We start from the raw sequence: 11,754 nt of genomic DNA on the forward strand, positions 1-11,754 counted from the left end.
GCTTGCCGGGATATTGATCTACGCAGAATTTGCCAGATCTAATTTTAGCATTCATTGTGTGTCAGGTGACTACGACTATGGTTGCAATGCCCCCAATCTGAATATTGTGCTGGTGACTATCATTGCATACATTGCAGCCATAATCTTTATTTTACGCTGGAGATCAAAATAGAAAATCTTACCGGATCATCAGCGATCAATTGGGCAGCCCGGTCGAAGTGGTCAACACGGCCACGGGCGCTGTCGTGGAGCAGATCAGCTACGACGCGTGGGGCAATATCACCAGCGACACAGATCCGGGCTTCCAACCCTTCGGCTTTGCGGGCGGCCTGTACGATGCCGACACGGGACTGGTGCACTTCGGGGCGCGGGACTACGATCCAGTCACCGGGCGCTGGACCACGCGCGATCCGCTGGGCTTTGCGGGCGGCGATACCAACCTGTATGGGTATGTTTTGCAGGATCCGATCAATTTGGATGATCCCAGTGGACTATTCTTATGGCCTCCTGATTAGCGACGACGCTCAGCCGGCTGTCGCGTGATGTGAGACGTACCGAGCGCAACCTCTGGGTCATGTTGCGGGACGGAGAGCCGACATGGCCATGAACCAGGTGCAGTTCCAGGCGGGGTTGTCGATGGCGCAGTTCATCCAGCGGTATGGCACCGAAGCGAAGTGCTACCGGGCGCTGTACCGAGCGCGCTGGCCACAGGGGTTTCGCTGCCCGCAGTGCGAAAGTCGGCCGCGCTCGCGGTTTCGTCGCGCGGGCCGGGTGTATTACCAGTGTCGCGCCTGCCGGCACCAGACGACGCTGACCAGCGGGACCGTGTTCGAGGGCAGCAAGCTGCCGCTGACAACATGGTTCCTGGCCATGCACCTGTTGACCGGCAGCAAGACCAACATGTCCGCGCTGGAACTGAAGCGGCACCTTGGCGTGTGCTACGACACCGCCTGGAAGCTCAAACACAAGATCATGCAGACCATGACCGAGCGCGAAGAGCCACGCCAGCTCGCGGGCTTCGTGCAGATCGACGATGCCTACCTGGGTGGCGAACGCAACGGTGGAAAGCCGGGACGTGGCTCGGAGAACAAGCAGCCGTTCGTGGTGGCCGTGGCCACCGACGAGACTTTGGAGCATCCCACCTTCGCGGTCATCGAACCGGTGCGCAGCTTCGACAGCGCTTCGCTCACCGACTGGGGCCAGCGGCGCCTGGCACCTGATGCGGAGGTCTTCAGCGACGGCCTGGGCTGCTTCCGGCGCGTGGTTGAACTGAACCACGCGCACACCGTGTTGGAAACCGCGGGCGGGCGCGCCGCCACCGAGGTCAAGGGCGCGCGCTGGGTCAACGTCGTGCTCGGCAACGTCAAACGGGCGATCAGCGGCTGCTACGACCAACGGAAGTCCCCAAGGGACCACGCCATGCGACAGGCCAAGTACGCGCGGCGATATCTGGCCGAGGCCGCCTACCGTTTTAACCGCCGCTTTCGCCTCGCCGAGATGCTGCCGCGACTGGCGCGCGCCATGACGCTGTGCAAGCCTTGGCCAGAGCCGAAATTGCGCGCCGTCGACAATTTTCATGGCTGAGCGTCGTCGCTAATCAGGTATGGCCTTGGGAGAGCCCTGTAACGGTGGAAGGCGGAACGCAGGCCCAACAGCAGGTAATTCAAGCCGATGCCCGCCTCATATTCTCAACGCCGCGGGGGCAATGGTTGATGCACGAGATAGTTGGCCCTTGGTATGACCACGGAAACCCGCAGACCATCTATCTTAACAGCCAGCATAATGATAGTGCTTTATTAGGCGATGGCGTTGTGAATATAGACCCGAATGATCATCCTTGCATTAACACGACAGAAGGTCGCCGTCCCGCATCGACATTGAGGATTCTCGCTCATGAACTTGGGCATTCAGTAACGGGTAGAGGTGATGACGGCCCGGGTATGATGAACAACATAACCTGGAACGAAAATCCCATCATGATGGAGCTTGGACGACCACCCAGAACCTCATATTACTGAGCATATAGTAATGAAGTATTTTTTTTCAATAGTGGGGTTCGCAGTTATAGGCATTGCGATTGCTGCGTGTTCTCAAGAGCATGTTGCGTGTCAATGGGATGCGAATGCCACAAAATCATGGCCGTTAAAATTAAAAGATGCGAAAAATGACGCAAAAAAAGCATATTTGCGCGGAGATTTCAGATTTATTGGAATCAACGGATATACTTTGCAGGTGCCTGGAATCAGTTACGCTAACATTAAAAATTATGATTACGGCACTGTAATTGTACCTGGCACAAGTGATGCAATATGCGACGCCAAGCAAAAACATTTTGTAGAAAATGCGACACTATATGCTAAGAAATATAATCAAGAAATACTATATCTGTTGAAGCGCGGCGGAGATTGACCAGAAACCAATGGATTGCGCGGTGAGGTGATACTCAAGGGCGGGGTGACCTACCTGTCAGGCTCCGTGTGATTCTATCTTGCAGCGTGTCTGGCGCCTGAGCGCGGCGCGTGATGCGATGAGTGAGCAGTTTGAAAAACCCGTCTTGAACTCGCCATACGCGGCCTGATCGATCGCGTGGCGCGGTGCACCGATGAAGTTGCTGCAGCGGTTGCCTTTTGCTGCGTCCTGATTCTCGTTTTCCCTTGCTCCAGGTGCACGTTCCCTGTGCCCTGACCGCCCGAGTTCGACACATTTTTGCGCAACTGATTGATTCGCCTATGTTGCGATGGTGGAAATTGGCACTACAGGGCGATGTCGAAGGGTTCTTTGGTCGGGGTGTCGAGTTGAAGTTGGTCGAACAGAGCGAGCTGCTCGGGGCTGAGGTCGGTCAGGCCGCTGGCGGTGCCCTGACCGGCGATACGCACCTGGTGAAGCTGGATGTGGCGTGCGATTTCCAGGGCGCGCTCCGGCGAGTAGGCGCTGCCGGAGGCCTTGAGTTGCATGCGCAGCAAACGGTACAGCACCCCCGAGTTCGACACATTTTTGCGCAAGTCATTGATACGCCAAGGTTCATGCGATCGAAATTGGCACTACAAGGCGATATCGAAGGGCTCTTGGCTGGGGATGCCGAGTTGAAGTTGGTCGAACAGAGCGAGCTGCTCGGGGCTGAGGTCGGTCAGGCCGCTGGCGGTGCCCTGACCGGCGATACGCACCTGGTGAAGCTGGATGTGGCGTGCGATTTCCAGGGCGCGCTCCGGCGAGTAGGCGCTGCCCGAGGCCTTGAGTTGCATGCGCAGCAAACGGTACAGCACCAGGGCCAGAAAGCAGATCAGGGCGTGGGCGCGGATACGTTCGGGCAGGCGGTGGAACACCGGGGCGATCTCGATCTCGGACTTGAGTACGCGGAAGCCGCGCTCGATGTCGGCCAGGCTCTTGTAGCGCGCGATCACTTCGGCAGGATCGAGGTCGCTGGTGTTGGTCACCAGCAGCAGCTTGCCGTCGTTGAGTTCGGCCCGCTTGAGCGCGGCCTCGTCCTCGGTGTAGGCGAACCGGTCGGACTGCAGGTCGACCTTGATGATCGATCCCAGATGGGCGTCGCTGACGGCGCGAAACAGCCATGCCTTGGCGCCCGAGTCGCTCAGGCGCCGACCCTTGAAAGCGGCGCCGGCGTCCTGGGCATCGAGCTTGCCGGCGCGTCGCTCGGCTTGCTGCGTCAGCATCTCGATGGTCTGGCGCCGCGCGGCGCTCTGCTGTGCAGCCGCCTGAGGGTCGTGCGCCCAGATCAGGCGCAGGCCCTGCCAGGCGGTCTCGCCGATGACCTCAGCCTTGGCCTGCACGCCGTGCTCGGCCTGCACGGCGCCGAGGATCTCGTTGAACTCCCCATAGCGGCGCCCGGGCACGGCCAGGATGAACTCCAGGGGTTGTGCCGTCTTGCCGATGCGTACCGTCTGCAGCCACTCCAGGTTGTCCAGGCTGAGCAGCCCGCGGTCGGCCACCAGCACGACGCGCTTGACCGGGTACAAGGCCAGGATCTCGTCAACCACCGCATGCAGTGTCGGCGCCTCGGCCGTGTTGCCCTCCCAGACGCGGTGCGCGATGGGCAGGCCTTCCGCAGTCTGCACGACCCCGAGCATGACCTGGCGGCGGATGCCGCCGTCCTTGGACAGGCCGAACTGGCGGATCTCGCCGGGCATCTCGCTGTGCCCCTCGATGCCGATCGTGGTCATGTCGTAGAACACGATCGACAGATCCTGGTCGACCAGCGGCCGCAACAACGCCGCCAGGGTGCGCTGCATCGCCTCACTGCGCTCGGCCAGGGTGTCCATGGTGCGCAGCAGGCGCTGGTGCGTAACCGAGGCGCTGTCGACTTCGGGCACGCGCGTGCCTTCGAGCCAGCGCAGCACGCCGAGCTTGGACGTCGCATCGCTCAGGCGATTGAACACCATCACCCGCAGCAATCGCTCGGCGTCGAAGGCGCCGTGGGCATTGCGCAGGACACGGCGGAACGCCGCGTCCCAGCCCAGCTTGTGCCACAGCGCGTGCAGCATCCAGGTGTCGCCCACCGCCAGCGCCGGAGCAAAGCGCACCGAGGGCGCCTGCGGCTCCTCGCCGTCGATGACGCGGTGCAGACCGCGGATCAGGGCGTCGGCCGCGCCGGTGCGGACCTGCTCCAGGCGACCCAGCGTGGCGACGACGCGCTGGCGGGAGACGCCATGGTCATCGCGGTACGCCTCCACGAGCTTGACGTAGTTGCGCGATCCGGAACGCGTGAGCTTGACGAACATGTCGCCACTCTACCGCATAAAAGAAGCCTACTGAGCCTACTCTGCGAAATGACGTGTCACTACAGCATGGCCGCTTCAGACGAGCCCAAACCCTTGTCGCCACACACCTTCAGAGCAAAATCTCCGCTCGTAGACGTCGAACTTGGGGGTACTGGCTGGTGGATGGCTTGGCCGACCACGGCTATCCGATGAAACTGGTCAACACAGCCGCGGTGCCCCAGTACGACGGGCTGAAGTACGGCGGGGACGAGAGCGATGCACATCACCTGGCACACCTGATGCGGTTGGGCATCCTGCCCGAGGGCTACATCTACCTGCGGGAAGGGCGGGGGGTGCGTGACCTGCTACGACAGCGCTTCATCTTCGTACGCCAGAGCGTCAGCGCCATGCAACGGGTGCAAGGAGCGTGGGCGCGCTACACCGGGCAGTGTCTGTCTGCGAACGCGTTCCGCCAGCTCACCGACCACGCCATTCGGCAGGCGTTTCCGGACCCTTGCGTGCGCATGGCCGTGTGCGCCCAGTAGCGTGTCTGGCAGGGCCTGGAAGAGCAGGTTCAGCAGGTGGAAAAGCAAGTGCTGGCCGTTCGATACCAACCGCGCAGACACGCAGCACTCACTACAAACTGTCGACCAGCAACCGCCCGAAAGCTCAAGGCAAGAGCATCGTGCGGGTAGGCTTGACGGAAAGTCTCTTACGGTTCCCCAAGGCAGACTTCGACCGCTACTTCGTTGCGTTCGCCAAGTTGGGGCCGCTGGTGCACTACGATGGCGCCAAGGGGCAATCGAAGATCGCGGTGCTGGCCGGGAAGGGCAAGATCGTCACCGCGAACTATGTGGCCCATGCGGAGTTTGCACATGGCACGGCCGAGATCGATCTGGGCCTGATCCGGGAGCAGGGGCACTGGAAGATCAATGCCTTCCACGTCAACTCGCCGTTGATATTCTAGGGATACTTGAGGGCCGCCCTTGTGGGAGCGGCCCCATCCTCCTCTCTGCTCCGCCTCACCGCCATGATCTCGGTGAAGTCGCTGACGTTGGTCAGCGCTCAGTACCGCACAGCCACCAGTGCAACCTTTCAGAAATCAGTCGCGCCCCCAGTCCAAGACACGATCGCGGAGCGCCGCAGCGTCTCCGGGAATCAACCGAACGGTCGTTTGGAACCGATCGACGCGCTTGCTCGCGCGAATGGCCGCTACATCTATGCGCACGACACCGCTGCCCCAGTTACCGCTGAATGCGCGGGCACCTTGAATGGACGATGGCAACGATGAGAGCTGACTGATCATGGTTTGATCCGATCCCGAATGGACCGCGCCGCGCACCAGCGCCGGCGCGAATCGGGGATTGGGAGATGGGCGCCCGGACCACAGGGTCAACGAGGGTTCGATTCGCCGGAACAGCGCACCACTGATGTCCGGAATGCCGCGCAGACCGCCGAGGGTGACAAAGGGCCCATGGCCCCGGGAATCGCTCGCTGGCGCCAGCATGCCAATCTGAAGCGGTACGTGACGCCAGCGAATGATGGCCCGCGCGAGCACGTCGGCGTTCGTCGGCGGGGCGCCTGCAGCCTGGAATAAGCCACGCAAGGTATCTTGCGACGCACTGTTGAGATCCACCAGACCGCTGACATCGGTGCAGCGGAGGTGCAGCACGAAGCCGCCGAAGGCCACGACGTAGCGCCGGCCATCCGGGATCCAGCGGGCTGCCGTATTGGGCGTTTGCAGCGCCGCCACTGCAATCATGGCGCCTGCTTCGGCAGCGGCGTGCGCCTGAGTCCGCGCCAGGGTTGTCTCCGCAGCCAGCGCCGCACTGCGCGCCTGCAGACCGTAAGCGCCCAACAGGAGCGCCAGGATGGCCATCGCCCAGAGCACCAGCAGGAGCGCGAAGCCGCGGTGTCTCATGACGCGTTCTTGCGGGCATAGAGCCCGTTGGCAAACTGCGTGGCTTCCGGATCGAGGTGCAGTGCGATGACTTCCGTGGGCCATAGCGGGTTGTGGATCGCGATCCGGACGCGCTGCGGCAAACGCCAGGGCCAAGGCCAGTGCGTCAGCCAGCCGGTCGGATGCCCCTGCGGATTCAACCCCTGGTAGGCCAATGCGCCGGTTGCAAGGGGCAGCAGCACCTGCGGGGTTCCCGTCGGTGTCGGCGGATGCCCGATCCGGAGTGCCGCGAAGCCGATGACCAGGCGACCGGATTCAGTGGACGCCGCTGCCCGATTGAGAAACGACACTTGGATGCGCTGCGGGCCGGCGACGCCCAGCGCCGCCGGCAACGTGCCTGCGAACGCCATGCCCTGCGGTCCACCGAAGAACGTCAGGGGGCGCCCTTGCGGTCCGACCGTCCAGGTCAACGGCAACGCCCGCCCGATCTCCTCACGCAACACGGCCTGCACGGCATCGACCTGCAATCGGGCATCGACCTGCTTGCCGCCGCTGCGCACCGCGCGGGTGGCCACGCTGAGGGTGCCCCAGACGGCCACACTCAGCACCGCCAGCAAGGCCAGGGCCAGCAGGATCTCGAGGAGCGTGAAGCCGCGCGCTTTCATGGTGCGGGCGGTGCCGCGGTGAGCGGCGGTGCCGGCCGCAAGGTTTCGAACTGCGCGTGGTGGCCATGCCAATGGAGTTGCAAGCGGATGGCGAGCAAGGGACTTCCACCCTGTGCGAAGTTCAATCCGGGATCCTCTGAAGCGTACCAAGGCGCAATGGTCATCTGCCAGGCGTAGCCTTGCTGCGTTTGTCCTTGGTACGCGCCGGGTTTCAGGGGAATGGGTCCACCGACTTCGGCCAGCAGCGAGCGCGCGCGCAGTGCCGCGCCGGTCGCGCCTTCGGCATGCAGATCCAGTTCGGTGGTCTCGCGCAGCACCTGCAGCAGGATGACCAGCCCGATGGCGGCCAAGGCCAAGGCGCCGATCATCTCGATCAGCGTGAATCCGCGCGTGCGTACCTCAGTGTGTTGGTAGCGCATGGACACGGACCTGCCCGGTCAGCCAGGCGATTTCCACGGCCCAACGCTGGTGCCCGCGCGCCAGAAGAACTTGGCCGCCGGTCGAGGTTCCGTTGGGAAAGAACCGGATGCCGGCTGTGGACGCCGTGACCTGCTCATGCAGCGCGGTGGTGACTTGGAGTGCCGTGCCCGTCGGCAAGCTCGCATGGGGCAATCCGGGGGCCTGATAGCCCGGATGGGCCAGGTCCAACTCCAGTGCTTCGCTATGCCGTTGCGCCATGGCTTGTGCGCGGGTCCATTGCAAGGCTGCGGCGAGATCGTGTGCGGCTGTCGGCAGCGCGTTGCGACGCAAGGAGCCGCCCAGCGCCATGCCGCCCACCGCCAAGGCGATGCCGAGCAGCACGATGACCGCCATCAGCTCGATCAGCGTGAATCCATGTTGTCGCACGCGGCCCACGGCTACTGCCAACTGCCGACATCCTTGTCGTAGCCCGTGCCTCCGGGTTTGCCGTCGGCCCCATAGAAGATGAGGTCATATGGGCCGTGCTTGCCCGGTACCCGGTAGCCGAATGCATGGCCGAAGGGGTCCACCAGTTGCGAGGGCTTCAGGTAGGGCCCTTGCCAGTCCGGGGTACTCGGCGGCGCCTTGAGCAGCGCCCGCAAGTCAGGGGGAGGCGATCCGTTGTCGAGGTCGTAGTTGCTGATCGCCTGCTCGATGACCGCCAGTTGCGCCTTGCCAGCGTCGTAACGGCCCTTCTCGACGTTATGTCCGACCGCCTGCACCACGATCACGGCCACGATGCCGAGCAACACGATGACCGCCAGCATTTCCATCAGGGTAAAGCCGCCGGATCGCGCGGGTGTGCGCGGGTGACTTGCCCTGCCGAAGCGGGTCCGGCGACGCAGGCAGCCTGCGGCGCTCGAAACGCTCTGCCGCACGCGTGACGATGGAACTGGATTGAACGTGCTGCTCGATGCCCTTGATGGGAACACGACACTCTCCCCGAAGAATCCTTGGCCCCAATTGATCAATGAATGCCGCTGGTGAGGCTCAGCAGCGGCAGCAGAATGGCCAGCATGATCAGTCCGACCAGAAACGTCATCAAGACCGTCAAGGTCGGCACCAGCGCCGCCAGCAGACGATCGATGGTGCGCCCGGCATCGGCTTCGAACGTGTCCGCCAGTCGCAGCAGCAGGGCATCGAGCTCCCCCGACTCCTCGCCGACCTGGATCATCGCCAGTGCGACGCGCGGCACCCAAGACGCATGGGTGAGCGCTGCGGCCAGCGCATGCCCATCGCGGACGCGCTCAGCCGCCTGCTCCACGTCCACGCGGATGGCGCGGTTCGTGGCGACCTGGGACGCGATGGCCAGCGCCGACAGCAGGGAAACCCCGTTGCCGGTGAGTGTCCCGAGCGTGCGCGCGATGCGTGCCATTTCGATCTTGATCAGCAATGGGCCGAGCACACGCATCTTCAGCAGGCGGCGATCCAGTGCGAGGCGCGCGGCGGGATTCTTCAGTCGTTGGGCGGCAAGGATGCTCAGCGCGACCAGACCCAGCAGGACGGCCCAGCCCCACTGCTGCAGGAACTGCCCGAGTGCCAAAACGCCGACCGTGATCCAGGGCAGCGGCACGCCCATGCCCGCGAAAATGGGGACGAACGACGGTACGACATAGGTCAACAGCAGGATCAAGGCCCCCAGCACGCCGACCAGCAGGAAGGCTGGATAGACCAGGGCATTCAGAACGGTGCCGCGCAAGGCCACGGTGCGCGCCAGATGGGTCGACAGACCGGTCAGGGCGGTGTCCAGATGGCCGCTGGCTTCGCCGGCGCGAATCAGGCTGGTGAAGAGCTTGGAAAACACCGCGGGCTCCGCATCCAAGGCGGACGACAACGTTGCTCCGCCACGCACGCGCTCGCGGATGCGTTCGATCATGGTCCGCGCCGAGGCGGTCTCCGGCAGCTCGATCAGAAGACCCAACGCGCGATCCAGGGGCTGGCCTGCGCGCAGCAAGGTGCCCAGCTGCAGCGCGAACTCGGCCTGTCCGGCCAGATCCAGGGTGCGGGGCCGGATCCAACGCGCTAAGCCTCCGCCCCGCGCCACGGCCGGTCGGGCCTCCAGCGGCATGTGCCCTGAATCGTGCAGGCGCGCGAGGGCGTCCTCGATGCTGTCGGCCTCGATTTCGCCGCGCTCCAGCGCACCGCTCGGAGCGACCGCACGATAGCGGAATCGCGCCATCAGGACTCCTGCGTGACGCGAAGTACCTCTTCGATCGTGGTCTCGCCGGCGAGGGCTTTGACCAGACCATCCTCGAACAGGGTGCGCATGCCCGCCTGCCGCGCAGCGTGTTCGATCGTGACGGCATCGGTACGACGCAGAATCAAACTCCGGATGGCGTCGGTCAGCGGCAGGTACTCCAGCACCGTCATCCGACCTCGGTAGACGCTGGCCGTCGGGTCGAGGTCCTTCCGCGGTCGGCGCAAGAGAACGGGACCGGTATTCGAAAAACGTCGCAGCTGAAACGTCTCGACGACGTCCTCGGGCGCCTGATAGGTCTCGCACGCAGCGGGATCGAGCCGCCGCACCAACCGCTGCGCCAGAATGCCGTGCACGGTCGAGGCGAGCAGGTAATCTTCCACCCCCATATCCTGAAGCCGCGTGATGGCGGCCGCGGCGCTGTTGGTGTGCAGCGTGGAGAGGACCAGATGGCCGGTCAGCGCGGACTGGATGGCGATGCGGCAGGTCTCCAGATCGCGCATCTCGCCGACCATGATCACGTCCGGATCCTGGCGCACGATCGAACGCAGGGCCTGCGCGAAATCCAGACCGATACTGGGCTTGACCTGAATCTGGTTGATGCCATCGAGCTGGTATTCGACCGGATCCTCGACGGTGATGATCTTGCGCTCCGGGCGGTTGAGCCGGCTGAGCGCCGTGTACAGCGTGGTGGTCTTGCCGGAACCGGTGGGTCCGGTGACCAGCACGATGCCGTTGGGACGATCCAGCGCCTGCAGGAAGCCATCGAGGGCAGGCGGCACGAAGCCCAGCGCACCAAAATCGAACTGGATGCTCTCCCGGTCGAGCAAGCGCAGCACGACCGACTCGCCGAAGCTGGTCGGCATGCAGCTGACGCGCACATCGAGCGCCTTGCCGGCGATGCGCACCATCAGGCGCCCATCCTGGGGCAGGCGTCGCTCGGCAATGTTGAGGCGGGCCAATATCTTGATGCGCGAGATGACGGCCGCCGCCAGGCGCGCCGGCGGCGCTTCGACCTGGCGCAGCAGGCCGTCGACGCGATACCGCACCGTCAGATGATCCTCGAAAGGCTCGATATGGATGTCCGAGGCACGCTGCTCGACAGCCCGCTGGATCAGCAGGTTGACCAGCCGGATGACCGGGGCTTCAGACGCGAGATCGCGCAGGTGCTCGATGTCGCCGGTGTCGCCGTCCGCGTTCTCTCGGCCCATCGTTTCCACGATGCTGCCGAGTGCCGAGCGCCCTGTGCCATACCAGCGTTCCAGCAAATCCTCGATTTCGTTACCCAGCGCAAGGATCGGAACGACCGAGCGCCGCGTGGCCAGCGCGATCGCCTGGAGCGGGTACGGGTCGGCCGGATCGGCGATGAGCACGTGGATATGCTCCGGATCCGCGCCGAGAACCGCCACGCGGTGCGCTTTCTGGAAGCGCAACGGCAGCAGATCGATGCCTTCGGGCGCCGCCGGTGGTGCCGAAGTGGGGTCGAAACGGGCGGCGGGCAGCACCTCCGCCCAGGCCTCGATCAGATCCCGCTCGGCCAACAACCCCAGTCGAACCAGGAGCGAGGACATGGTGCCATCGCCGGATTCCGCGAGCAGGCGCTGCGCGCGCGCGACGTCGCTCTCCTTCAGGCGGCCGGCGGCGATGAGCTTCTGCACGACGACGCTTTCCTGCGTTCGCGCATCCGTGGTCGACAGCAGTGCCGATACGCTCATGTCGGCGCGCATCATGAGTCGCAATGCCGCGTGGATTCGGAACGCTGCCTATGGGCAGTGCCGCGATTGCGGCAACAGCCCGGGCGGCGAAAGAGTCCATCGT

The 11,754-nt window shown here is 63.8% G+C and carries 12 protein-coding genes and 2 pseudogenes; 5 read left to right on the forward strand and 9 right to left on the reverse strand.

Going from position 1 to position 11,754, the window contains the following annotated elements; all coding sequences use genetic code 11:
• Positions 1 to 161: 161 nt before the first annotated feature.
• From Mschef_RS15775 to Mschef_RS17400, 3 genes and pseudogenes are all read left to right on the forward strand, one after another.
• Positions 162 to 515: pseudogene (locus Mschef_RS15775) on the forward strand (RHS repeat-associated core domain-containing protein); the annotation flags it as partial.
• An 82-nt stretch (positions 516 to 597) separates the two neighbouring features.
• On the forward strand, positions 598 to 1,584 hold the full coding sequence (locus Mschef_RS15780) for an IS1595 family transposase (RefSeq protein ID WP_081130172.1): 987 nt from the start codon (positions 598 to 600) through the stop codon (positions 1,582 to 1,584).
• Positions 1,585 to 2,028: 444 nt separating this feature from the next.
• Positions 2,029 to 2,409 carry a hypothetical protein gene (locus Mschef_RS17400; RefSeq protein WP_136256605.1) on the forward strand — a complete coding sequence of 127 codons (381 nt, stop codon included), beginning with the start codon at positions 2,029 to 2,031 and terminating at the stop codon, positions 2,407 to 2,409.
• 344 nt (positions 2,410 to 2,753) lie between these two features.
• Here Mschef_RS17400 and Mschef_RS15785 read toward each other — a convergent pair.
• Positions 2,754 to 2,975: pseudogene (locus Mschef_RS15785) on the reverse strand (IS1634-like element ISCARN23 family transposase); the annotation flags it as partial.
• A gap of 66 nt (positions 2,976 to 3,041) precedes the next feature.
• Complete coding sequence (locus tag Mschef_RS15790) at positions 3,042 to 4,736, reverse strand: IS1634 family transposase (protein WP_081129830.1); 1,695 nt, start codon at positions 4,734 to 4,736, stop codon at positions 3,042 to 3,044.
• 167 nt (positions 4,737 to 4,903) lie between these two features.
• Here Mschef_RS15790 and Mschef_RS18200 point away from each other — a divergent pair, with 167 nt between their 5' ends.
• On the forward strand, positions 4,904 to 5,260 hold the full coding sequence (locus tag Mschef_RS18200; protein WP_242426574.1) for a hypothetical protein: 357 nt from the start codon (positions 4,904 to 4,906) through the stop codon (positions 5,258 to 5,260).
• A gap of 152 nt (positions 5,261 to 5,412) precedes the next feature.
• The gene (locus Mschef_RS15800; protein WP_136256604.1) at positions 5,413 to 5,682 is read left to right on the forward strand and encodes a hypothetical protein; all 270 of its coding nucleotides are present in this window, start codon (positions 5,413 to 5,415) and stop codon (positions 5,680 to 5,682) included.
• 135 nt (positions 5,683 to 5,817) lie between these two features.
• Here the strand turns inward: Mschef_RS15800 and Mschef_RS15805 are convergent, their stop codons facing one another.
• The 7 genes from Mschef_RS15805 to gspE all read right to left on the reverse strand — a co-directional run bounded on the left by Mschef_RS15805 (position 5,818) and on the right by gspE (position 11,663).
• The gene (locus Mschef_RS15805; RefSeq protein WP_168708981.1) at positions 5,818 to 6,636 is read right to left on the reverse strand and encodes a type II secretion system protein GspK; all 819 of its coding nucleotides are present in this window, start codon (positions 6,634 to 6,636) and stop codon (positions 5,818 to 5,820) included.
• Complete coding sequence (locus Mschef_RS15810) at positions 6,633 to 7,280, reverse strand: prepilin-type N-terminal cleavage/methylation domain-containing protein (RefSeq protein ID WP_081130189.1); 648 nt, start codon at positions 7,278 to 7,280, stop codon at positions 6,633 to 6,635. The genes Mschef_RS15805 and Mschef_RS15810 overlap by 4 nt, the downstream gene beginning before the upstream one ends.
• Positions 7,277 to 7,699, reverse strand: a complete 423-nt coding sequence (locus tag Mschef_RS15815; RefSeq protein WP_081130190.1) for a prepilin-type N-terminal cleavage/methylation domain-containing protein — start codon at positions 7,697 to 7,699, stop codon at positions 7,277 to 7,279. Before Mschef_RS15815 ends, Mschef_RS15810 begins: the two co-directional genes overlap by 4 nt.
• Entirely contained in the window at positions 7,680 to 8,147 is a 468-nt protein-coding gene (locus Mschef_RS15820) for a GspH/FimT family pseudopilin (RefSeq protein WP_136256603.1), read from the reverse strand. The genes Mschef_RS15815 and Mschef_RS15820 overlap by 20 nt, the downstream gene beginning before the upstream one ends.
• On the reverse strand, positions 8,138 to 8,584 hold the full coding sequence (gene gspG, locus Mschef_RS15825; protein WP_277921503.1) for a type II secretion system major pseudopilin GspG: 447 nt from the start codon (positions 8,582 to 8,584) through the stop codon (positions 8,138 to 8,140). The genes Mschef_RS15820 and gspG overlap by 10 nt, the downstream gene beginning before the upstream one ends.
• 122 nt (positions 8,585 to 8,706) lie before the next feature.
• Positions 8,707 to 9,918: a type II secretion system F family protein gene (locus Mschef_RS15830; protein WP_081130193.1), complete on the reverse strand. Its 1,212-nt coding sequence runs from the start codon at positions 9,916 to 9,918 to the stop codon at positions 8,707 to 8,709.
• Entirely contained in the window at positions 9,918 to 11,663 is a 1,746-nt protein-coding gene (gene gspE, locus Mschef_RS15835; RefSeq protein WP_081130408.1) for a type II secretion system ATPase GspE, read from the reverse strand. Before gspE ends, Mschef_RS15830 begins: the two co-directional genes overlap by 1 nt.
• Positions 11,664 to 11,754: the final 91 nt, after the last annotated feature.

The organism is Metallibacterium scheffleri (assembly GCF_002077135.1).
GTDB lineage: Bacteria > Pseudomonadota > Gammaproteobacteria > Xanthomonadales > Rhodanobacteraceae > Metallibacterium > Metallibacterium scheffleri.